Source organism: Alteromonas sp. ABH4_452 (assembly GCF_056311825.1).
Map to the genome: position 1 here is coordinate 2978225 of NZ_CM149973.1, position 23776 is coordinate 3002000.

Below are 23776 nucleotides of genomic sequence, written 5' to 3' on the forward strand. Positions count from 1 at the left end.
ATACTATGCCCGAATTTTATTTTTGTAAATTTATTGTGGATAATATGTTTACATTAATTTTACACATGGTCAGACCAGATATACTTAAGACTAACAAGCAAAAATCACGTGACAGCGAGGATGGAAATAGAGTGAGAAGAACTTGCCCTAACTGCGTAATTTATTCACTAACGCATTTTTAAAGGTAATCCTGAAACTAAATTAATTTCATTCTTATCAATTAGTTACTTGATTACTGTATTCGGAACAGTTCTTGAAACGACTCGAGAAATTATTCAAGACGGTAATGGAGTCAATGGAGTTTCCTGAGATAGATGAAGTATACAAGCTTTTAAGTGAAAAACTTGAAAGCTGGATGGAAGGTGCAATCACCTTGCTACCAAACATTGTCGTTGCCTTTGTCATCGCTATTGTTTTTGGTCTTATCGCCAAAATGGTAGGAAATGTTGCAGGCAAACTGATGCGACGCACCTTCGAGTCTCGGCAGATAGCCGGTCTTCTCACATCTATTATCAAAGCCCTAGTTCTTGTCGCTGGTATATTTATCGCACTAGATTTTGTCGGCCTTAAAGGCACAGTTACATCACTTCTAGCAGGTGCAGGTATTGTTGGCCTCGCTATCGGTTTTGCTTTCCAAGATATGACTGAAAATTTCATAGCTGGCATAGCGATGGGTATTAGAAAGCCCTTTGAAATAGGCGATGTTATAGAAGCGGAAGGGGTTTTTGGTAATGTTAAAGAAATAAACCTTCGAAATACTCTTGTTGAGACCTTCTATGGCCAACTTGAAGTTATCCCTAACAAGATTTTATTCCGCAATATACTGACAAATTACTCTAGCTTGGGATATCGAAGAATAGAAGTCCCATTCGGAATTTCTTATGCCGACGATATCGAAACAGCCGCCAACGTTATAACTGATGCAATGAACGATAAAGACTACGTGATCAAAAAAGATGAAACTGCTGTTTACGCGGAATCATTTGGCGACTCGAGTATAAATTTATTGCTGTGGTTTTGGATCCGTTATCCCGGAGATCCAGGGTTTATGGTAGTGCGTCACGACGCTATCAATACGGTAAAAACCGTGCTTGAAGACAACGATATCCTGATCCCATTCCCTATCAGAACATTAGATTTTAATGCAAAAGGTGGTGATAAGCTTAACACCATGTTTAAGCAGCGCGATGAGCGAAGTTCATCTAATGATAATTCATCGTCACAAACAAACGGTGACGAAAACGCGGCTGACAATTCAAGTCAAGCCGATGATGAGTAAAACCTAAGGAGAAACAAAATGGAAATGTTAAATTCAACTACACGTAAACACACGTTTTTAGCACTGATTTTTGCAGCGAGTATCGGAAGCTTGGGCGGTTGCGCGACTATCGAAGGCGCGGGTGAAGATATTCAAAGTGCAGGCGAAGCTGTTGAAGAAGGTGCACAAGAAGCGTCAAATTAAGCCGATTATCGTGCTACTTTATAAGGTCAGATAAGGCAGTTCCTTATCTGACTTTTTTTGATTACTAACCGTTAATTAACTGAGCGTAAGATATATAACACCCTATCCCTTCGAATTTAAGCGCTAGAATCTCCGGTCTCTTCAGCATGGCTTAGTTACTTTTGCGGTTTCATGACCGCTAACATTAAAAAGCTTCCGACGAGTGCAGGGTTCCCGCTCGACTTCAATATACAGCTAGCCTCTACCTTATAGAGCTTACCCTGGGGCTTATCGCTCACATCAACAAGTTTAAATTGGTATTTTAACCCGTCATTGCACTTGACTGGTTCAAGGAATCGAAGTTTATCTATGCCATAATTTATCATTGAGGCAATTTTGTCGCTTGGAGCGAGTACCTCACCAAAAGCTTTGGGCATAAGACTGGCACTTAAAAAACCGTGCGCAATGGTTGTTTTAAATGGGCTCTCTTTTTCGCAGCGAGCCGTGTCTAGGTGAATCCATTGGTGGTCACCTGTAGCATCAGCAAATTGATTAATCATGTCTTGAGTTACAGTTAAAAAATCAGCTTGTTCAAGCACATCCCCAACCGATAAATCTAAAAGCGTCTTCATATCTAAGTCCAGTCTCCATTTATTAACGATGAAACTACTATTATTCAGTTGAATGTTTCAATTAACTTTTAATAATAGGTATTTATAAATATTCTTGTTACACTAACGTAAATTATTCGTAGATGCTATGTAGCAACAGTCTCTATAGTTGCTTGACTCTCGCTGTGAAAAAACAGCGGTTCTTCATCTATTGGCTTTTTTTCAGGGCACTCGCCCGTAAAGGACTAGTTATGAATCTCAATAGAATTGATTTGAACCTATTTGCCGTATTCGATGCTATTTATACGGCAGGCAGTTTAACCAAGGCTGCTGATGTCTTGTGTATCACCCAACCAGCGGTTAGTAACTCGTTAGCTAGATTAAGAGAAATGTTGAACGACCCACTTTTCGTGCGCACAGGTCACAGTATGACGCCTACTCCCGTAGCACAGAACATTATCGTGCCAGCTCGGCAGGCGCTTGCATTGTTACGCAAGAGCGTCCAGGAAAGCCACACGTTTGACCCACTCACTGCCGAGAAGTCTTTCAACTTTGCCAGCCGAGATTTATTAGAGGCCAGTATCATGCCTCGCCTAGTGTCTCGTTTACAGAATTTAGCGCCTAATATCGCCTTAACGAATTATGAGATCCCTCGAAGCCAAGTAGTATCAGCAATGGCTGCAGGTACGCTAGATTTCTTCGCCGATGCGTCTACGTTTACTGACCCACACCTATGTAAAGAGAAGATAGCGCAAGACCGATTTGTGGTACTCGCTCGTAAAAACCATCCAGCTCTTAAAAACGGTTTGGATTTAGATACATTTTTGCGTTTAGGGCATATCAACGTATCTCAGCGCAAATCTGGCGCGGGTCCAATAGATATTGCACTCGACAAAATGGGCAAACGAAGAAAAGAGGTTATGCGTGGGCAGCACTTCTTAACCGTGCCTAGTACCATAGTAAAAACCGATCTCATCGCCTGCTTACCGTTTCATTTGGCGAAGCACTATGATTTAGCTATTTACGAACTTCCTTTTGACCTGCCACCGGTAGAATACTACTTGTATTGGCACGTAAGTGCAGACCACGACTATGCACATATGTGGATGCGTGAGCAAATTATGGAAGTGGCAAGTAACTTCAAGCAACACTAAATGTATACATTGCTGACACGAAAAAAACGCCCTGCTGCCTGAAATGTCCGCGGGGCGTTTTGTTGTTAGATTATTTCGTTTACCACTTCGATAGGGTGTCGTGGCTTTCTTCCTTCAAAACGCGCTACTTGGCTGCGGCAGGAAAATTCAGTCACAAGTATTTGTCGCATAGTAAGAGCAAATATAAATATGATTAAAGCAGTACCTACCAACATCATCACGGGCTTTCTAGGTGTGGGAAAAACATCCGCTCTACTACACCTGTTAAAGCAAAAACCTTCGAACGAGCGTTGGGCCATTCTAATTAACGAGTTCGGCGAGATAGGTATTGATGGTGCGCTTGTACAAGGTATGCAAACTGGAAAGCCTTCTTCCATCTGAGAAAATGCGCAGAGAGTATTTATTAAAGAGGTGCCCGGCGGCTGTATGTGCTGCGCTGCAGGCTTACCTATGCAAATAGCATTACATCAATTGCTCGCCCACTCTAAACCCGACCGTTTACTGATTGAACCTACTGGGTTAGGACACCCTGTAGAAGTTATGCAAACCTTAAGCGCTGAGCACTATCAAGACGTGCTGGATATTCAGCGTACTATCACGTTAGTTGATGCAAGAAAGTTAACCGATCCTCGCTATACCACGCATGCTACGTTTAATCAGCAAATTGATATTGCTGATGTCATTGTAGGAAATAAATGCGATCTTTACGGGCCAAATGAAGAAGAAAACTTAACGCACTATGCCGTCAATAGAGGGAAGCAGAACACACCTATCGTACTTTGCGAACATGGTGAAATACCTTTTGCTGTATTACAGGGAAAATCGGATGCGCTTGTAGAAATAAATGCACATGCCCACCATCACCACAATAGCGAGCCTGCACTTTCAATTAACGAGCGACCTTTTCCCGATTCAGGCTTTTTAAAAATCGAAAATGAAGGGGAAGGTTTTAAAGCTGTGGGATGGCGCTACTCCCCCTCCATAGAATTCGATAGAGATGCGCTATTAGCCTGGATAAATAAGCTAGAAGTAGAACGCTTAAAAGCGGTAATGATCACAAGCACAGGCATATTTAGCTATAACCTTGCAGACGGCAACTTAGTTGAAAGTGAGCTAAGTGAATGTGCTGAAAGTAAAATTGAAATTATTGCTGTTAGAGTCAATACCGATTGGGATGACGAACTAGCCGGCTGTGTTCACAACAGCTAATCACTCGATCTGCAGGCGTGACTTAAGACCTTGCATATTTTATCTCGCCATTCACCAGCGTAAAGTTTGTTTCGCCATACAAGGTTTCCTTGATAAAGGGAAAGTTTTGAGACTTCGAAGCAATTAATTATGGGGTGAAACCTCTACAGTTACCTTAGCCCCCTTTTGATATGAAGATATATACCAAAGTATTAGCTTATGTATTTTTCTTAAGTCAGCTTTATCGTTTAATTCTCTCAACGAAAACAACTATTAAAATTTACTTGAGGAATTAGCCATGTTGAAAATAGTTAAAGCTTCTCTTGTTATCGCTTGTACTTTCGGTGTGTCATCAGTAGCACACGCTGACGTTAGCGAGGCATTAGCAAATATATGCACAATTGTGCAGGCGGACGATAAAGGCGAATTAAGAAAGAAGATGCGCGCAGTTCAGTCTGACTATCGAATGAAACTAAAAGACTACTATTCGGGTGTAAGCTGTAGTGGCAATAGCCTGATCCGTACAGCGATGCTAAATAACGCAGTGGAAGCCGGTGAGTTGCTGGTTAAAAAGATGCCAAAAAGCGACTTGCAAGCCCCTGAAGCAGACGGCAAAACCTTACAGGCTTGGGTTGCGGAAAACGGCTTGCAAGACAGCCCAATCGCAGCAGTACTCAAAGAGCGACTGTAAGACAATTTCACGCCATGTGAACCAGTTCAACATGGTTGCAGAGAAATCTGCACTTTAAGAAGCGACCTCCGGGTCGCTTTTTTCTTTTTAAGTTAAAAAAAATGAGAGTTAATATTAACTCTCATTTTGTTTATTTATGAGTAACTAATACCTAACTGGCCTTAGCCACCGCTAGCTTTTCTTCAGAAATTGCTTCGCTTATCGAAAGTACAGGCTCATTTTGATAGACACGCTCAAGGAATACCTTGTAGACATCAGCAAATTTTTCTTGCTGAGCAAGCTCACCAAACACTTCTTCTACCTTCAAGAAACTTAAGCTGTCCGTTTCGTTTTGTTGAGCAGCTTGATGAAGTGTATCAGACAATACATCGTTGATTTCTAGCGGCTTTCCATCTTGAGACGCGTGTTTATCTGAATAATACGACCAACACGCAACGACGAAGGCACTAATACTCACATCGCGACCTGCTACTAAGTTGTCGCGTACCGTAGGCAGCAAGAATACTGGCAGTTTGGCTGAACTTTCTAAGCAAATACGTGCCAGGGTATCCTTGATAAACGGATTTGAAAAACGAGAGATTAACGTGTCGCGATAATCAAATACATCAATGCCTTCAACCTGATCTAGGGTTGGCATTACCTCTTTTTCCATAAAGATAGACAATAGCTGCTTTAACTGCGCAGCTTCTACACTCTCATGGATAGTATCAAGACCGGCAACTGAACCCACTAGCCCTAGTACTGAATGCCCGGCGTTTAGCATGCGTAGCTTCAGCTTTTCATAAGGGGCTACATCGCTAACAAACTGTGCGCCCACTTCGTCAAACTGTGGCTTAGTGTTGCAAAAATCATCTTCAATAACCCACTGATCAAAAGGCTCACATACCACCGGCCAGCTATCTTCAATACCCTGCGCTTTTAACGAAACAATATCTTCGTTTGTCGTAGCAGGGGTAATTCTGTCTACCATAGAGTTAGGGAAGCTAACATTTTCGTTAACCCATTGGGCTAACGCTTGGTCAAATAACTCGATGTAAGCGAGCAACATTTTTTTCAGCACATGACCATTGTGCTGAATGTTGTCGCACGACATAACAGTAAATGGCTTAACATTGTTTTCTTTACGCTGTTTAATAGCAGCAACCAAATAACCAAACACTAGTTTTGGATTTTTCGGGTTTTCAATGTCATGAATAACGTCTGGGTTAGTGGTAATAAACTCCCCAGTAGACGCATCAAAGTTATAACCACCTTCCGTAATAGTTAAAGAAACAATGCGCACTTCAGGCTCAGACATTTTATCAATGACAGCTTGAGGGTCATCCGTTGCCATCATAAACCCTGTCATTGCACCTATCACTGACGCAACCCGTGAGCCGTCATTATGTTTTTCAACTAAGGTGTACAGGTTATCTTGCTCATCGAACACTTTTTTCATTGCGCGGTCGTTCTCGCGAAGACCCACGCCACAAATGCCCCAAGACAAATCGCCGGTTTTTGCCATCAGCCTGTCTACGTACATAGCTTCATGTGCACGATGAAAGCCGCCTACACCAATGTGAACAATACCTGTTTGAACATTCTCCACATCGTAGGCTGGGCGCTGAATACCAGCCGGCAACGACGGTAAATTAGCTTTGTTTAATAAGATAGACGTTTGAGATTGCATAAAAACCCTATTAGCTTTGAAGCGCTTTTTGGCGACGCATCGCCCAATACGCAGTAACGAAATAGATAACGGTGCACGCGAAACCAATATTGAAAAATAGATCTCGGTTCGATTCGTACACGGCAAGCGTGTCACTAAGAGAAAAAGTTTTAATTGCTAGCGCGATGGACACAAGTAGGCTAGCTACAGAAGTAAGGCGCAATAGCTTGGTTACAGCGCTAATATCTTCAACGTGGTCGTTTTCTAACGCGGCTTCTTGTTGTTGATGCGCTTCAACGCGTGCATCGAAAGCCTCTACCTGCGCTTCCTGCTCTGGGTATGACTGTTTTGCGCCGTACTTGGCTGCAAGCGCAGTATATACCGCAATAGTAAAGAACCAGGTTGGTATAAATAGGTAATAGAATGAAATTACATCTAAAGCATTTAAACCAAAGCCGAACACAAGTCCTAAGCCCCAGCTTGCAACCGCTGGCGTGCTATGAGTAAGACTTTGATAATGTGCCCAGTAGCGTGTATACCCAATTCGAGGGAAAATCATATGCTCAGCGAATACTATTGCACCCACTGGAACAACAAGTAACCCAGCATAAGTTAGCAGCGGTAGTAACTTGGTAAATACAAATGGGAAGCAAGCAATAGCCACCGTAACCATACCAACAACGGCAGTGGTTTTGGTACGTGATTTATCTTTAAAAATGGCCTGTGCAGCAAGTCCGGCACGATAAAGGTTAGCATTTGCGGTAGTCCAACCTGCCACGATAACAATAACAAGACCTGATAGACCTAGCGCGTGGAAAGCAACATCGCCTGGGTCGAGTTCAACAATAGATTTTTGAACGATAACCGCGGTTCCAGCGCCCATAATACCCGCTGAAATCCATGCGATATAATGACCGAACAACATACCTGCTGATGTGCAAAGGCCGTAGCGCTTACGCTTTGCAAATCGAAGTAGCGCCATATCAATAAGACCAAAATGCGTAATGGTATTCGCTGCCCAAGAGAAGCCAATAACTTCTAATAAACCAATCCCTGGCTCACCGCTTTGTGTTAACCCCGTCCAAACCGACGTACTGCCAATGTGCATAAAGTCGTTCCACGATGTTAAAAACGTTTGCCCTATTACAGATTCTGCTAGTGCAGGCATAAGAATAAGTGGACCACAGATGAACATAGTGAACAGCCAAGGTGCACAAATGCGGGAGAAGTCAGATACGGCGTTAAACCCGTACATGGCGACAAACACAACGATAACCCCTACCGCTAGAACTACGGCAACAAAGGCTAAATTAGTTGGGTACCAGTTCAACTGTGCAGGAATATTTAACGCAAAGCGCACCGCCGTTGCCGATACTGTGATCATCGCAGCAGATATTACAGTGAATATGATCACATTCGCCCAGTTATAGAGCTTTGTCATTGAATCGCCCGCTATCTTCTGAAGATAGGAGTACAAGCTTAGACGGGTTTCAACAGCGATAGGTGTAGTGATTAGTGTCCAGCTTAAAACCGCCAGTAGGTTACCGATAAGTAAGCCTAACAATATGTCGGTCATGGTGGCGCCTAGGGCGACAAACGTTGCACCGAAAACAAATTCTGTTGCGGCAACATGTTCACCGGCATACAAGCCCATGAAATGCTTCCATCCCTTTAATTTATGTTTAGCGACAGGGAGTTGCTCATCGCTTACCTGTGAAATATCAATATCGCTCGACGTTGACTTCATCTTCAAATCTCTTGTTGTAGGTGGCCGTCCCTTATTAAAAATCACTTTTGAGCATTCGCTCACCATATGGGACATATCTCATTTCGGTAGATATTTGCACATGGAAATGGAATTGTAAATACCTATTAACAAAACAAAGTGCGATGTAAGTACAAATTTAACACAATATTATTTGCTATTTTTTCGCCAATGAAGCGCTATTAAAACGCTAATCCTTTGAACTTACGGGATATTGGCGAAGCAACAATTGTTAATGAATTGAATATTAAAGATGCGCTTGCGACATGCTTATTACTAAAGTGTTTTAAAAGGTAGAAAGCAAAGCACCAATTACTTTACACTTAGGCAAATGTACACGCTGTTTTATTATGTCATTACCAAGTTGATGGTAAGTTCTTTTCCTTTTGGTAGTGAAATCTTCGTATAACTGGTGTTTTTGATATGAGGAAAAGTAACCTTTGCAAACAACTACCGTAAAGTTAGTGATCTTTGATTGTGACGGTGTACTCATTGATAGCGAAGTGCTGTCTATGGAAGCTTGGCAGGAAATTCTAAATGACTATAACATTTCATTATCGAAGCAGTTCTTTATCGCTCACTTTCTTGGTAAAAGCGTAGAACACGTAGAAAAGATACTAAAAACCGACTTCAGCTTTGAGTTGACTGAGGTGGTTAAAGAGGACTTTCACGCTTTGCTCTACGAAAAGTTTGAGCACTCGTTGCGAAGGACACCAGGCATCAATAACGTATTAACAAACCTTGATGCCCGCCACATTCCCTATTGTGTTGCCACAAGCAGTTCTCCCGAAAGAACGACTAAAGCGTTAAAAAGCACCGGCCTTTTCTCTTATTTTGACGGACGTATTTTCACGCGCTCTATGGTAAAGAGTGGTAAACCAGCACCCGACCTGTTTTTACATGCTGCCGCAACCATGGGTATAAAACCTGAAAACTGCTTAGTTATTGAAGACTCTCAGCCCGGTTTAGCCGCAGCAGTAGCCGCCAATATGCCCTGTCTTCATTTTACCGGTGGTGCACATTTACATAACGATATAAAAGCTGATATTCCAAATAACAGTAAATCTCTCAATTCATGGGACGAATTTCATTCTCTTCTCCCTGACATTTTCGACGCGAGAAAAATAAATGAGTAAGAAAGCACAAAACGAACTCAACAAACTAGACGAAGCAGCAAGAGCAGGATGGATGTATTACGTTGGGGGCAAAACACAAGACGAAATTGCAAAGACCCTTAATACATCACGTCAGAGCGCTCAGCGTCTTGTGGCATTATCTATGTCAGAAGGCTTGGTCAAGGTGCGTTTGGAGCATCCCATAGCCAGATGCATGGAGTTGGCGCAAGGGATTAAAGAAAAATTCGGGCTTACGTTTTGCGAAGTGGTACCCAACGTTGACGACGATCCTAACTCCACACAAGGACTCGGCCAAGCAGGCGCTGCCGCCATAGAGCGAGCCCTTAAATTTGATACGCCACAAACTATTGCTTTTGGCACAGGGCGTGTTCTTCGAGCGTGTGCAGATGAACTATCTATTCTTCATTGTCCCCAGCATAAAATAGTGTCGCTAGTAGGCAATATTGCAGATAACGGCGAAGCAACACGATATGATGTTGCCGTTCACGTTGCTGATAGGGTAAAAGCGCAGCATTACCCCATGCCGACACCAGTTATAGCCTCAAGTAAGTCAGAACGCGAAGTGTGGCAGCAACAACAGCATATTTCACGCATTCACGCGCTTGCTGAGCAGGCGGATATTAGTTTTGTCGGTATCGGCAATTTAGGTAGCGTGTCACCGCTTTACAAAGACGGCTTTATCGGCGATGACGAATTAGGCGTATTGTCTGACTCTGGCGCATGTGGCGAAATCATAAGTTGGATCTTTAATGAAGAAGGTGCACTCATAAAATGCGATATTAATGAAAGAGTAACGAGTTTTAAATTGAAAGCTACGCCAGAAAAGCCTGTTATTGGCGTGGCGGCGGGCGATAGTAAATTTAAAGCAATTAGGGGCGCACTTCGCTCTAAGTTTTTAAATGGCCTTATCACAACGGAGCGAACAGCATCAGCATTACTCGAAATCTAACACTATCTTCCCCCGAGTAAACAAAGGACTTTGATGTGCTTTTAGTGCCAACCCATTAAGACTAACTGGGCGCTAATTCGCTTTTCGACATAGTTAAAATGCAAAAAAAACGGCATCAAACGCTGTTTTTTTGCACTTTATTTGGTGCTTTAACAATAAATTCTAAACCGCCGTCTATCTCACCAATGCCTTATATACTAAAGGCTATAGCGCTCCCTCACCCACTTACACCTTTAGTATAAGGTATTAGCCGACATACTTAGTTATTTCAGTGAGTATTTTTTAAACGCTTTGGCTGTCTTTTAATTAATCCCGAACAAACAAACCGATTAATAAAACAAACGAAGGAATTTAACCATGTTGAAAATCGTTAAAACCTCTCTAGTAATTGCAGCCTCTACTCTAGCTTTTTCTAACTCAGCTCATGCTGACGATGTAAATGAGGCTTTGGCAAATATTTGTACTATTGTACAAGCTGACGATAAGAGCGAACTGCGTAAAAAAATGCGTCGCGTTCAGTCTGACTTTAAATTGAAGCTACGCGACTATTACGCAGGTGTTTCTTGCGGCGGTCAAAGCCTTATCCGCACAGCGCTCACCAGCAACGCTGTGGAAGTAGGCACACTGCTGGTGAAAAAAATGCCTAGCAAAGACCTAACGCAGCCAGAGTCTGACGGTAAAACCTTACAAGCGTGGATTGCAGAACAAGGCTTACAAAGCTCGCCAATTTCGGCGGAGCTTAACGACAGAATTTAGATACCACTTTCACAACGCCATGTGAACCAATTCAACATGGTAGCAGCACATGCTGCGCTTAAGGCCCCACTGCTACGGGGCCTTTTTTATTGCTCTTTACTCTACAGCTTATCCTTTGATGTTTATTGCGAATGTTTGGTAGCAAAAAAGTCGACCGAGATAATTAGCGGAGGAGCAAGCGTATATTTGAAAGGTATACTTTGGTATACCCTGTTATTTTACAACATGTTTTTCAGTAACTTAGATTCAGGTTTAATACATCTCAACGAACAAACATAATCTTAATAACAACAAACGAAGGAATTTAACCATGTTGAAAATCGTTAAAACTTCTCTAGTAATTGCGGCATCTACTTTAGCTTTCTCTAACGCAGCGCAGGCTAATGACATCAACGAAGCACTTGCGAATATCTGTACTATTGTTCAGGCAGATGACAAGGGTGAACTTCGTAAGAAAATGCGTAGTGTTCAGTCAGACTACAAATTAAAGCTTCGCGACTACTACTCTGGTATCTCTTGTAACGGACAAAGTTTGATCCGTACAGCTATTACCAACAATGCAGTTGAAGTAGGTACACTTCTTGTTAAGAAAATGCCAAGCAAAGACTTGGCTCAGCCAGAGTCTGACGGCAAAACGCTCCAAGCTTGGATTGCTGAGCAAGGCCTACAAAGCTCACCTATTTCAGCTGAACTTGACGGCAGAATTTAATACAACAAATTAATCACACCATGTGATACAGCAGTTCAACATGGTAGCGGCAGGACGCCGCACTGGAGGCCCCTTTTAGGGGCCTCACCCCTTTCTAGGTCTCTATAAAACCTATCACTTCTTTTTATACCCATTCAGGCTTTTTCCTGTGCAGCCAATGCGACTCGCTTGAATTAAACCGCTTTGTAATCGGTGGGAAATGGTGTTCAATTCTATCTCACACACTTATATCAAACGCATCAACCTGCTCTCCCCATAATAATAGCGTTGGGCAGTGAATAAATATCTCGGGTATACGAATGTCATCTAACACTTTTTTAGATACATTCATTTGAGGCACTCGTTGTGGCATTTGCCTATAGTAGCAGAGCATCGCTCTGTGGATTTCAGGGTCACGCCAATCGTTGAGTAACTCTCTTGAGTAGCTAGATTCTTGCTCAAAAAGGCAGTTTCCGATCATATTTTTTAATAGCTGAAAGTCTGTAGTTGAAAGAATGTGTTCTGCGTCCCTATCTATGAGCGTAGCGATATACTGGCTTTTTTCTCTTTGCATAGAAGAGGTTTTAATTGCACGTGTAAAACAAGATGGATGCGCAGCATTTACAATAACGAGCTTGCTTATCAATGTTTGGTGAAAAGCGGCTAATGGCCACGCTATTGCCCCACCCCAATCGTGCCCCATCAAAATAACCTGACGACCTTTTCTAACTTTCTCGATAAACGCGGCCATTCGGCTAATAAGCGATGGCACTTGGTAGTCTTTTTCCTTAGGCAGTGGGGTCGATAAATGATAACCGGGCAAATCTGGAGCGATGATGTCTAGTGAAGTCGGAAGCAACGACATTAACGCCTCCCACGTATGTGCGTTCTCTGGGAAGCCATGAAGCATTATAATTATGGGGTTCTTTGCGCCCTCTTCTTCTCGGGATAAATAATGAATTGAGGCCCCATCAACCATTGCGTATTTGGAATCAACCAATGTGCTCACTTCCTCTATGTGATTTTAAGAAACAAAAAAGCCGAGCAAAGTAAGGTATCCGATGATTACTGTTTAAATCATTTTCCCGGCTACATTATTTTCTCGGCCTTTAGTGCGCCTTTTCTTAACGCACGTGTCTGGCTTGTATGTCACTATTCGATAGCAAACATACTCTCTGGCATTGACATTAAGTTATCAGCGCCTGACTGCATTGCAGAAACCAGTGAGCGAGTACGTGTCAACAATCGGTCGAAGTAGAAGCCCGTTGTTAAAATTTTACTCTTATAAAACTCAGTTTCAGTGCTACCTGCATCAAGCTGCTCTTGTGCCTTCACCGCCATTTTAAGCCAGAAGTAAGCAACGGTGACATAACCTGAGTACATTAGGTAATCGACAGACGCTGCGCCAATTTCATCAGGGTTCGACGCCGCAGCTTTACCAATATCCATGGTAATTTGTTGCCACTCATCAAGGTGAGAATTCAGGGCATTCGTCCAAGCGCTAAACTGCGCGTTGTCGCGAAGTGAATTACAGTAGTCACGAACTTCTTGTACGAATACGTTCAGAAGCTCGCCGTTAGAGCCCATTACTTTACGACCCAGCAAGTCTACCGCTTGAATACCAGTAGTCCCTTCGTACATGGTGCAAATGCGGGTATCCCGCGCCAACTGCTCCATACCCCACTCTTTAATAAAGCCATGACCGCCGTAAACCTGCATGCCGTAGCTGGTTGCTTCTTGTGCCGTTTCGGTCAAAAACGCTTTAACAATAGGCGTTAAGAAAGCAAGTTTAGCTTCTGCGACCTGCTTTTCTGCCGCATCATCGCCGTAGAGCGTGACGTCAACCATTTGCATGCAGTAAGCCGCTAGCGCACGATTTCCTTCAGCAAACGCTTTTTGTGTTAGTAGCATACGGCGCACATCAGGATGCACAATTATTGGGTCAGCAGGGCCATCAGGATTTTTACGCCCCGTCAGTGAGCGAAACTGAATGCGGTCTTTCGCATAGCGCAATGCGCCCTGAAAAGATGCTTCAGATGCAGCAAGACCTTCTAGCCCAGTGCCAATACGGGCGGTATTCATGAAGGTGAACATGCAATTTAGGCCACGGTTAGGTGGACCAATTAAGAAGCCCTTAGCACCATCAAAGTTGATGACACAGGTAGCACTAGCTTTGATACCCATCTTATGTTCAATACTGCCGCAGGCTACAGCGTTTCTGTCTTGCTTTTCGCCTTCTTCAGATACGTTGAACTTTGGTACAACAAACAGCGAAATACCTTTAGTGCCCTCTGGCGCATCAGGTAAGCGCGCCAATACGATGTGTACGATATTTTCAGACATATCGTGCTCACCGGCAGAGATAAAGATTTTTGTGCCTGTTAAGCTGTAGCTGCCATCTTCTTGAGGCTCGGCACGGCATTTAAGCATACCTAAGTCAGAGCCACAGTGTGCTTCAGTTAAGCACATTGTGCCTGTCCACTCACCGCTAACCAGTTTTTCAAGGAACATCTTTTGCTGCAGTTCCGTGCCGTGAGCCTTAAGCGTTTCCATACAGCCCTGACTGAGCCCTGGATACATAGCCCACGAATGGTTAGCACCAGAGAACCACTCAGCAATTATGGATGACAAAGAATAAGGTAGCGCTTGACCACCGAACTCTTCTGGATGCGACATGCTTGGCCAGCCACCTTCAACGTAGGTTTGGTAAGCTTCTTTGAACCCTTTTGGCGTTGTTACTTCACCGTCAACCCACTTACACCCTTCTTCATCGCCCGATGCATTAATGGGTGCAAGGGTGTTTTCAGAAAACTTAGCCGCTTCAGCAAAAATCGCCGAAACTAGGTCTTCAGAGGCTTCGTCGAAACCCAGTTTTTGATAGTGATTTTGATAATCTAGCAACTCATGTGTTACAAACATGGCGTCACGTTGTGGAGCTTTATAACCTTCCATACCCAATACCTATATTACTTCAAATAGACCAGCAGCGCCCATGCCGCCACCGATACACATGGTGCAAACAACATATTTCGCACCGCGTCGTTTACCTTCGATGAGTGCGTGACCCACCATGCGAGCACCGCTCATGCCGTATGGGTGACCAATAGAAATGGCACCGCCGTTTACATTTAATAATTCGTCTGGAATGCCTAACTTATCGCGGCAATACAGTACTTGTACCGCAAACGCTTCGTTAAGCTCCCATAGACCGATATCGTCCATGGTTAATCCATGCTGCTTTAATAGCTTAGGAATGGCGAACACTGGGCCAATTCCCATTTCATCTGGCTCACAGCCTGCCACTGCAATACCGCGATAAATACCAAGAGGCTGCGCATTACCTTTTGCTGCCGACTGTTCATCCATAATTACTGTTGCGCTTGCACCATCAGAGAGCTGACTTGCGTTACCTGCAGTAATACAACCGCCTTCAATAACAGGGTTCAGTGCTTTAAGCCCTTCTAAGGTTGTTTCTGGGCGATTGCCTTCGTCTTTTGACAAGGTCACTTCTCGCTCAGAGGTTTCACCCGTTTCTTTATTGAATACCGCTTGAACTGCAGTGATAGGAACAATTTCGTCGTCAAATTTACCTGCTTCTTGGGCTGCTGCGGTGCGCATTTGACTTTGATAACCGTACTCATCTTGTACATCTCTGCTGATGTTGTAGCGCTTACCCACTACTTCAGCGGTTTGCAGCATAGGCATATAAATGTCTTTGTGCTTCGCAACAAGTGCAGGGTCTACGGCGCGGAACATATTCATGTTCTTATTTTGCACAAGTGAAATTGAGTCTAGGCCACCTGCAACCATAATATTGGTGTCGCCAGTACGAATTGAGTTCGCAGCAGTAGCAATTGCATACATACCAGAGCTACATTGACGGTCTAGCGTCATGCCAGCTACCGTCACGGGCAATCCACCAGCAAGACCCGCTAAGCGACCTATATTCATGCCGCCGCTGCCCTGAGTAAGTGCCGCGCCCATGACTACATCGTCTACGCTGGCAGGGTCGATACCTGCGCGTTCTACGGCATTTTGAATGGCATGACCACCTAATGAAGGGGCAGGTAAATTGTTTAGCGCACCTTTATAGGCGCGGCCTATTGGCGTACGTGCTGTACTTACAATAACTGCATCGCGCATTGTATTGTTCCTTTCAGTTGGGCTGAATGTTCAGCCTAAATTTCGCTAGCGCTTTTTGTCTAAGACCAATTTCGTAGAATCAGTTCTTAGAATCAGTTCTTAGAATCGGCTTTTAGAACAGGCGCTTTGCTTTACTTAAAATTTTCTTCGACGGCGTAAACGCTCAATGTTTGCGCCGTCAGCGTATTACCTATGTTTACTTAGGTTGATAATTTTTGAATGTGCCACCTTCCTGCGCCAACCTAACAAGTAGGTCACTTGGCTCTAGCCACATTTCCCCGTATTCACCTAGCTGGTCACGATAAGTCGTAAGCTTATCTAAAATAGTGCCAAGCCCTACCTCGTCCGCATATTGCATAGGGCCGCCGCGATACACAGGGAAGCCATAACCGTAGACATAGATCACATCAATATCGCTAGATTTTGCCGCAATTCCTTCTTCTAAAATGGCAGCACCTTCGTTTATTAGTGAATACATAACACGAACTAGGATCTCTTCATCGCTGATGTCTGAGCGCTGGACCACGCCTAAACGTTCGGCTTCCTGCTTAGCAATTTCTAATACTTCAGGATCTGGAATGGGTACTCGACTGCCGGGCTCATAGTTGTAGGCTCCACGACCCGTTTTTAGACCGTTGCGCCCCATTTCAACCAGGCGATCTGCTACAGCACCATACGCAGGGTCGTGAGAGATATGCTCTTGGCGAGACTGGCGCACATAATAGCCAATATCTAAACCTGCCATATCTCCCATGGTGAACGGGCCCATTGGCATACCAAACTCGGTAAGCACGCGGTCGACTTGCTCAGGCGTTGCCCCTTCAAGTAATAATCGGTTCGCTTCACGGCCATAGGGTTCAATCATACGATTGCCCACAAATCCGAAGCATACGCCTACTAAAACAGCGACCTTTCTGATTTTCTTAGCCATCTTCATACAAGTTTTAATAACTTCAGCAGATGTCTTCTCAGCTTTAACCACTTCAAGTAGCTTCATTACATTGGCTGGCGAGAAGAAATGAAGCCCAATGACATCTTCAGGGCGAGAGGTGGCTGTCGCGATTTCGTCAATATCTAGAGTAGATGTGTTAGAGGCTAGAATAGCGCCTGGCTTGCACACTTTATCAAGTGTTGAGAATACCGTTTTCTTTACTTCCATCTTTTCAAAAACGGCTTCGATTACCAGGTCGACATCAGCTAGATCGTCGTATGACGTTGTGCCAGAAAGAAGCGCCATTCGACTTTCTACTTGCTCTTGAGTCAACTTACCTTTTTTCGCTGAATTTTCGTAGTTCTTTCTAATAAGCGCTAATCCCTTCTCTAGCGCTTCTTCTTTGAGCTCAAGCATTGTGACTGGAATGCCGGCATTGGCGAAGTTCATAGCGATACCACCGCCCATAGTGCCTGCACCGATAATAGCGACTTTTTCAATGCTGCGCTCTGGCGTGTTTTTATCAAAATCACTTACGTGACCAGCTGCACGCTCAGCGAAGAAGAAATGCTGTTGGGCACGCGCCTGTGGCGTGTTCATGCATTCCATAAAAAGCTTGCCTTCATTTTTAAGACCGTCTTCAAACGCTAGCGTGTATGCTCCGCGTACAGCTTCAATACATTTTAATGGCGCAAAGAAGCCGCGAGCCGCTTTCTTAGTTTGTGCGGTAACTGCATCGAACACGGCCTGCGTCTCATCCGACATAGTCAGCGTAATGTCACTGGTACGCTTTATCGCTTTATCAGGTGTTAAGCCCTGTAAATACGCTTTGGTATCTTCAAGTAAATGCTCTGGCTTATCAGAAATTTTGTCGAATACACCGGGTAATTTAACGACAGAAGTTGGTTTACCCGTGACAATCATCTGCAGTGACGTTTGCGCGTCAGCTAGGCGTGGCAAACGCTGTGTACCGCCGGCACCGGGAAGAATGCCAAGATTAACTTCTGGCAGGCCGACCTTGTTGTCGGCAAAAGTAATACGGTGGTGACAAGCGAGCGCCACCTCTAGACCACCACCAAACGCTGGCCCTGGAAGCACTGCGATTACTGGTTTAGACGCATTCTCTATTTTGTCTAATACTTCAGGCAACATGGGAGATAGATCGCCGCCAGAAAATTCACTGATATCAGCGCCACCCGAAAAAATAGGGAGTGAAGAAGTAATAACAATCGCACTGACACTTTCATCATTAAGTGCGCTATCTATACCTTCTATTAGCCCTACTCTAATAGCACGGGATAGCGCATTCACGGGCGCGCTCTGCATTGTCAGTGTAGCTACGCCTTGTTGTACTGCATATTCTACGGCTTTATTTTCCATCTCGCTCATAACCATGTCCTGTTTATCACGTTAACTGGATGTTATTGCAGTGTTGTTAATCATCCAAGTTTATTGGTGTTATAGACATTTATCATAATTTTTAATAATGACCGCTACCCCTTTTATAGGCTCATCTTCCCGTGTAGCCCCTGACATAGCTTACTTAAGCTTTAATTGACAGCTTCCCTCACCAATGCTTTTGTTAACATCAATAGAGCAATATTACATTTCATTTACAAAGGATGTTTATCTATGCAGGTCCGTAAAACGCCAGAAAGTGCTTTTGACAATATCGATGATTTTCCCTACCCCCCTAAGTTTGTAGAAGTCACTGATACTATCAGTAGTGTGATTTCGATGGCGTACTATCAGTGCGGCCCTCAAGATGGACATACAGTACTGTTAATGCATGGTGAACCTACTTGGGCTTATCTGTATCGAAAAATGATGCCACTGCTAGCTGACGCTGGTTTCAATGTGATAGCACCGGATTTAATTGGTTTTGGACGTTCTGACAAGCCTGTAAGAAAAGAAGACTATTCTTATGCACGCCACGTGATATGGACAGAAGACTGGTTTACACAGGTCACTAAGGGCCCGGTGACCTTGTTTTGCCAAGATTGGGGAGGTCTGTTAGGACTGCGACTCGTTGCAGATATGCCAGACCGCTTTTCTGGCGTAATGGTGTCTAACACCGGACTGCCGACCGGTGACCACCAACCAAGTGATGCTTTCATTAAATGGCGTCGTTTCTCTCAGGACGTGCCCCAATTCCCAACTTCAACCATTATCCAAAATGCAACGACAACCGAATTAAGTGCTGCAACACTGGCTGCTTACGACGCCCCTTTCCCTGACGAGAGTTACAAGGCTGGTGCACGCATGTTCCCCCTACTTGTTCCTACAAGCCCTGATAATGCAGAGGCGCAGGCGAACAGAAATGCTTGGGAAAAACTTAAGGACTTCCAAAAACCTTTTGTTACCGCTTTTGGTGATAGTGACCCCGTCACTAAAGGTGGCGATAAGATATTTCACAAGCTGGTGCCGGGCTGCATAGGTATGTCACATACCATAGTGAAAAACGGCGGGCACTTTATTCAAGAAGATCAAGGCGAAGAGCTAGCTAATTTACTTATTCAATTTGTTAGGCAAACACAGCTTAAATAGTTTCAACGACAAACTATCAACAGACTTAACTTTCATAAATATTAGAAACTAGGAGTTTACCATGGACGCTCTACTCGATTTTACCGGGCAAGTTGTATTGATTACAGGTGCGGGCAGCGGCTTTGGCCGTTTATTGTCTTTAGGACTTGCTAACAGAGGCGCGAAGCTCGTGCTTTCTGATATTAACCAAACCGCCCTTGAAGAAACGCAGAACGATGTAAAAGCGCTAACAGATGTGGTGGTGCTAGCAGGCAATATAGCAAGCGAATCGCTGAACAAAACTCTAGCTGATAAAGCTATGGAAACCTTCGGTAGACTAGACATAGCCGTAAATAATGCTGGCATTGCCCATAATCCAGCGCCTGTGCATCAGATGACTGAAGAGATTATAGATTCACAGTTTGCTGTAAATGTTAAAGGAGTGATGTTTGGAATGAAATATCAGATTCCAGTAATGCTCGCACAAAAGCAGGGCCACGTTCTCAATGTTAGCTCACTAGCGGGGTTAGGCGGAGCGCCTAAAGGTGGTGCCTACGCAGCGGCAAAACACGCGGTGTCGGGAATTACCCGTACCGCAGCTGTAGAATATGGCCGTAAAAATGTTCGTGTTAATGCCATATGCCCCTTTTATAGCCCAACTAATATTTTAAACGTGGATGGTTACAATACCCCTGAGGCACGGGAACAGCTTGGCATGGGCAGCCCAATGAAACGTTTGGGCGAGCCGCAAGAAATCGTAAACACCATGATGCTAATGTTGTCACCAGGCAATAGCTATATGAACGGGCAAACCATAGCCGTAGACGGCGGTGTAACCGCGTGGTAGTGAACAAAATTGCTAATTAACATCTTAGCCCTAAGTATAAGAAGCTATACCTTTGTATAACACAGTGCCTTTAGGTTTTTCTCTACTTTGGGTGTAATGGAAGAGAACAAACAAAGTCGATTAAGGAGGCGAGTGCAACCGCCTCCGAGATCTTTTCTTAGTGAGAAAGAGAAGAATGCGATGAAAAACCTGATTAAAAACATTTTTTCCACTGTAGGGCTGTTTACCATTATAAGCGCCTCAAATTTCTGCATCGCACAAGAAACGACGCCTTCAATATCAGCCCTTAAGGTAACTACCGCCTCTCAGAGTTATAAAAAAATTCGTCAAAGCAAATCGTTAGCGCTAAACACCTTTAAACGTATTGATATTTTGCCGTCGCCAACTTTCGCCAAAAAGAAAGGTCAATATCTAGTCCACGACGCTTTACCTAGCGGTAGCTTCAAAGGCAAACAATAAACTTCAATAACCAGTCGCTAACGACTGTGCTGCTCGAGCCCTTCATTCCACCTGCGAACGAATTCATCAGACCATGCGTCCCAGCCAATGGTAGTCAAAGTCCAAATTGTGACACCTAAAACAGCAACGTTTAATACTAAACCTATGTAAGCAATAATTTTCCCTTTAGTAAGCGTCGATGAGTTTGAATATTGCTTGTAAGGAAGGGATAGGCTTTTCCTAGCGTTGCGAGCCAAAAATAGTGACAGCAAAGAGAACACAATTGCAAACCCACCGAAAATGAATAAGGTACAGCTCAGTACTGCAGTCCAATAAGCAGTAGCAGCACCAGGAATCTTATTATCTGTTTGATTTTGCATTGTGCTTCTCTTCCTTGATGAATAATTAAATGTCCAGCCTATGAATTGTTCAAATTACAGACAACCCACCTTTTTTGCTAGCGTTTTATAAACTGAAAGCTTAGTGGGTAGACCCATAGCTCACCTTTATTAGCTTTTACCGCTGCTATTATCGCGAAAATGATGTTCATCAAACCAAGTACGATAAATCCTAGGGCGCCGATAATGATAAAAGTAAGAATAAAACAAATCACCGAATAAACGAGCAGGCTCAGCAGCCAATTTGCCGTTACTCGACCGTGCTGATTAATATCTTCATTTTGATCTTTATGCGCTATCCAAAGCACAATTGGCAAAACAATGCCTAAGCCAGGAATAATAAAGCTGGTTAATTGCGACACGTGGATAAGAGTGCAGTAGCTGCGAGCATTAAGCCCCCAATAAACCGGTTCTTCCGTTGACATAAATTCTTCCTTATTAGTGAGTTGGTTTTATTTGATAAATATAAGCGTCTATTGTTTCGCCGCAGCGAGCTTAACTCGAACATCAAATTTGTTTTACAAAAACTGCGCAGCGTTACACAATGCTACCTCATGTCTATGTGAACGTCGATTCACTTTAAAACCAAAATAATTAAAGGACAAAGTATGCTCAATCATAAACGTACACTGATAGCAGCATTAGTAAGCGTATCGCTTATGGGGTGCGGCGAGAGTACTACTCAGACAGAAACTAAACCCGAACTTACCGCGCAAGACGCGAAACAATTCTTACAGCAAGCGCAGGATGATATTGCGAAAATGCAGGTGCCGGCTGCACATGCAGAATGGAGCTATGCAACCAATATCAATTTCGACACTGCTGCAGTTAGTGCCTATTTTAACGAAGTGCTATCAACAAAAGTGGCTAAGTTAGCTAAAGAAGCGGCTAAGTTTAATGACGTAGAGGTTGATGTAGATACCCGAAGACAACTTGATTTACTTAAAAATAGCTTAACTATGCCGCCACCGGCAGACACGGATAAAGCGGAGCGTTTAGCCAAAATTGGGTCAGAACTTAGCGCCATGTATGGGTCGGGTGAATACTGCAGCGATGATGGTAGTTGTAAGAGCTTAGTTGAAATGAGTTCTGAAATGGCTACCCTCCGCGACGCCGATAAACTGCTAGAGTATTGGACGGGCTGGCGCGAAGTCTCTAAACCCATGGCACCACTTTATGCTGAACAAGTTTCCCTTGCTAACGAAGGTGCGGCGGAACTTGGGTTTGAAAACGTAAGTGCGCTATGGCGGGGCAAATATGACATGCCGGCAGACGACTTTCCAAAAGAGTTGGACCGTTTATGGACACAGGTTGAGCCTTTCTACGAGTCTCTTCACTGTCATGTTCGTGCTAAGCTTGGTGAGCATTACGGTGAAGATGTAGTGCCCCAAGACCAGCCAATTCCGGCCCATCTTTTAGGAAACATGTGGGCGCAATCATGGGGAAACATCTACGACATCGTTAAGCCTCAACAGGAAATGAAAGTTCCTGACGTAACGAGTGCACTTGCTGCACAAGGGTATGACGAAGTAGCCATGGTAAAGCAGGCTGAGTCATTTTTCTCATCCCTTGGCTTTGAAGAACTGCCAGAGACTTTTTGGGAACGTTCAATGTTTCAAAAGCCTGAAGGTCGTGACGTGCAATGTCACGCTTCCGCATGGGATTTGGATGACAAAGACGATCTGCGCATAAAAATGTGTATCCAAAAAACTGGTGAAGAATTTAACGTCATTCACCATGAATTAGGCCATAACTATTATCAACGTGCCTATAAAGACCAGCCTCTGCTTTACCGTGGCTCAGCAAACGACGGTTTCCACGAAGCCATTGGCGACACAATAGCCCTGTCAATTACGCCTAAGTACCTTAAGCAAATTGATTTGATAGATGAAATCCCTGACGCATCAAATGATATCGGTATGCTGATGCAGGTAGCGCTTGATAAAATTGCCTTTATTCCTTTTGGTTTGATGGTTGATCAGTGGCGTTGGAAGGTCATGTCTCGTGAGGTTACACCTGAACAATACAATCAGCTTTGGTGGGAATTAAGAGAAAAGTATCAGGGTGTAATGGCACCTGTTGAACGCAGTGCTGATGCCTTTGACCCTGGAGCAAAATATCATGTTCCAGCTAATGTACCTTATACACGCTACTTCCTTGCGCATATTCTTCAGTTCCAATTCCACAAAGCACTGTGTGATATTGCCGGTGATGAAGGTCCATTAAACCGCTGCTCTATTTACGGCAGCGAAGAAGCAGGTAAAGCGCTTAACGAGATGTTAGAAATGGGAATGAGCCAACCTTGGCAGAATGCTCTAGAGACGCTAACAGGCTCACCCCAAATGGATGCAAGTACTATTGCGGATTACTTTGCGCCACTTAAAAACTGGCTGGATGAGCAAAACGCAACACGCCAGTGCGGTTGGTAATGCTTCTATAAAGATTAAATCACAGCACTATTGCTAA

Annotated in this window: 21 protein-coding genes and 1 pseudogene; 13 read left to right on the forward strand and 9 right to left on the reverse strand. The window is 43.9% G+C overall.

The features are described 5' to 3' along the window. Positions 1-295 precede the first annotated feature (295 nt). Both ACYX4N_RS12765 and ACYX4N_RS12770 read left to right on the forward strand, forming a co-directional pair. A complete protein-coding gene (locus tag ACYX4N_RS12765) occupies positions 296-1279 on the forward strand; it encodes a mechanosensitive ion channel family protein (RefSeq protein ID WP_476056446.1) in 984 nt (327 codons plus the stop codon). 18 nt (positions 1280-1297) lie between these two features. Further along, entirely contained in the window at positions 1298-1462 is a 165-nt protein-coding gene (locus tag ACYX4N_RS12770) for an entericidin A/B family lipoprotein (RefSeq protein WP_081765829.1), read from the forward strand. Between the two features lie 155 nt (positions 1463-1617). Here ACYX4N_RS12770 and ACYX4N_RS12775 read toward each other — a convergent pair whose 3' ends face one another. After that, a complete protein-coding gene (locus ACYX4N_RS12775) occupies positions 1618-2073 on the reverse strand; it encodes a MaoC/PaaZ C-terminal domain-containing protein (RefSeq protein ID WP_476054280.1) in 456 nt (151 codons plus the stop codon). Positions 2074-2303: 230 nt separating this feature from the next. On the opposite strand from ACYX4N_RS12775, the gene ACYX4N_RS12780 reads away from it, so the two are divergent. The 3 genes and pseudogenes from ACYX4N_RS12780 to ACYX4N_RS12790 all read left to right on the forward strand — a co-directional run bounded on the left by ACYX4N_RS12780 (position 2304) and on the right by ACYX4N_RS12790 (position 5085). After that, entirely contained in the window at positions 2304-3206 is a 903-nt protein-coding gene (locus ACYX4N_RS12780; RefSeq protein ID WP_474807214.1) for a LysR family transcriptional regulator, read from the forward strand. 189 nt (positions 3207-3395) lie between these two features. Beyond that, positions 3396-4415, forward strand: a pseudogene (locus ACYX4N_RS12785) (CobW family GTP-binding protein). 277 nt (positions 4416-4692) lie between these two features. After that, positions 4693-5085, forward strand: coding sequence for a DUF3718 domain-containing protein (locus ACYX4N_RS12790; protein WP_474856094.1), 393 nt, complete (start codon positions 4693-4695; stop codon positions 5083-5085). A gap of 151 nt (positions 5086-5236) precedes the next feature. Here ACYX4N_RS12790 and ACYX4N_RS12795 read toward each other — a convergent pair whose 3' ends face one another. Together ACYX4N_RS12795 and ACYX4N_RS12800 are read right to left on the reverse strand one after the other, a co-directional pair. Further along, entirely contained in the window at positions 5237-6754 is a 1518-nt protein-coding gene (locus tag ACYX4N_RS12795; RefSeq protein WP_476054281.1) for a mannitol dehydrogenase family protein, read from the reverse strand. A 10-nt stretch (positions 6755-6764) separates the two neighbouring features. Next, positions 6765-8480, reverse strand: a complete 1716-nt coding sequence (locus ACYX4N_RS12800) for a purine-cytosine permease family protein (protein ID WP_179983210.1) — start codon at positions 8478-8480, stop codon at positions 6765-6767. A gap of 458 nt (positions 8481-8938) precedes the next feature. Here ACYX4N_RS12800 and ACYX4N_RS12805 point away from each other — a divergent pair, with 458 nt between their 5' ends. The 4 genes from ACYX4N_RS12805 to ACYX4N_RS12820 all read left to right on the forward strand — a co-directional run bounded on the left by ACYX4N_RS12805 (position 8939) and on the right by ACYX4N_RS12820 (position 12048). Continuing rightward, entirely contained in the window at positions 8939-9634 is a 696-nt protein-coding gene (locus ACYX4N_RS12805; RefSeq protein ID WP_476054282.1) for an HAD family hydrolase, read from the forward strand. Next, positions 9627-10583 (forward strand): sugar-binding transcriptional regulator, encoded by a 957-nt coding sequence (locus ACYX4N_RS12810; protein WP_474835839.1) that lies wholly within the window; start codon positions 9627-9629, stop codon positions 10581-10583. Before ACYX4N_RS12805 ends, ACYX4N_RS12810 begins: the two co-directional genes overlap by 8 nt. A 357-nt stretch (positions 10584-10940) precedes the next feature. Beyond that, the gene (locus tag ACYX4N_RS12815) at positions 10941-11339 is read left to right on the forward strand and encodes a DUF3718 domain-containing protein (RefSeq protein ID WP_474807234.1); all 399 of its coding nucleotides are present in this window, start codon (positions 10941-10943) and stop codon (positions 11337-11339) included. Positions 11340-11649: 310 nt separating this feature from the next. Next, positions 11650-12048, forward strand: coding sequence for a DUF3718 domain-containing protein (locus ACYX4N_RS12820; protein WP_118495189.1), 399 nt, complete (start codon positions 11650-11652; stop codon positions 12046-12048). Between the two features lie 217 nt (positions 12049-12265). On the opposite strand, the gene ACYX4N_RS12825 is transcribed toward ACYX4N_RS12820, so the two are convergent. From ACYX4N_RS12825 to ACYX4N_RS12840, 4 genes are all read right to left on the reverse strand, one after another. Continuing rightward, positions 12266-13027 (reverse strand): alpha/beta hydrolase, encoded by a 762-nt coding sequence (locus ACYX4N_RS12825; RefSeq protein WP_476054283.1) that lies wholly within the window; start codon positions 13025-13027, stop codon positions 12266-12268. A 152-nt stretch (positions 13028-13179) separates the two neighbouring features. Further along, the gene (locus ACYX4N_RS12830; protein ID WP_474807236.1) at positions 13180-14979 is read right to left on the reverse strand and encodes an acyl-CoA dehydrogenase C-terminal domain-containing protein; all 1800 of its coding nucleotides are present in this window, start codon (positions 14977-14979) and stop codon (positions 13180-13182) included. Between the two features lie 9 nt (positions 14980-14988). Then, positions 14989-16170, reverse strand: coding sequence for an acetyl-CoA C-acyltransferase (locus tag ACYX4N_RS12835; protein WP_476054284.1), 1182 nt, complete (start codon positions 16168-16170; stop codon positions 14989-14991). Between the two features lie 196 nt (positions 16171-16366). Then, positions 16367-18490 carry a 3-hydroxyacyl-CoA dehydrogenase NAD-binding domain-containing protein gene (locus ACYX4N_RS12840; protein ID WP_476054285.1) on the reverse strand — a complete coding sequence of 708 codons (2124 nt, stop codon included), beginning with the start codon at positions 18488-18490 and terminating at the stop codon, positions 16367-16369. A 243-nt stretch (positions 18491-18733) separates the two neighbouring features. On the opposite strand from ACYX4N_RS12840, the gene ACYX4N_RS12845 reads away from it, so the two are divergent. The 3 genes from ACYX4N_RS12845 to ACYX4N_RS12855 all read left to right on the forward strand — a co-directional run bounded on the left by ACYX4N_RS12845 (position 18734) and on the right by ACYX4N_RS12855 (position 20933). Beyond that, positions 18734-19648: a haloalkane dehalogenase gene (locus ACYX4N_RS12845; RefSeq protein ID WP_476054286.1), complete on the forward strand. Its 915-nt coding sequence runs from the start codon at positions 18734-18736 to the stop codon at positions 19646-19648. A gap of 61 nt (positions 19649-19709) precedes the next feature. Next, complete coding sequence (locus ACYX4N_RS12850) at positions 19710-20474, forward strand: SDR family NAD(P)-dependent oxidoreductase (RefSeq protein WP_476054287.1); 765 nt, start codon at positions 19710-19712, stop codon at positions 20472-20474. Positions 20475-20654: 180 nt separating this feature from the next. Next, complete coding sequence (locus tag ACYX4N_RS12855; RefSeq protein WP_476054288.1) at positions 20655-20933, forward strand: hypothetical protein; 279 nt, start codon at positions 20655-20657, stop codon at positions 20931-20933. Positions 20934-20950: 17 nt separating this feature from the next. Here the strand turns inward: ACYX4N_RS12855 and ACYX4N_RS12860 are convergent, their stop codons facing one another. Next, entirely contained in the window at positions 20951-21292 is a 342-nt protein-coding gene (locus ACYX4N_RS12860) for a CCC motif membrane protein (protein WP_474807246.1), read from the reverse strand. 77 nt (positions 21293-21369) lie between these two features. After that, on the reverse strand, positions 21370-21735 hold the full coding sequence (locus tag ACYX4N_RS12865) for a DUF4870 domain-containing protein (protein ID WP_476054289.1): 366 nt from the start codon (positions 21733-21735) through the stop codon (positions 21370-21372). Positions 21736-21918: 183 nt separating this feature from the next. On the opposite strand from ACYX4N_RS12865, the gene ACYX4N_RS12870 reads away from it, so the two are divergent. After that, the gene (locus ACYX4N_RS12870; RefSeq protein ID WP_476054290.1) at positions 21919-23739 is read left to right on the forward strand and encodes a M2 family metallopeptidase; all 1821 of its coding nucleotides are present in this window, start codon (positions 21919-21921) and stop codon (positions 23737-23739) included. The last annotated feature ends 37 nt before the right edge of the window (positions 23740-23776 follow it).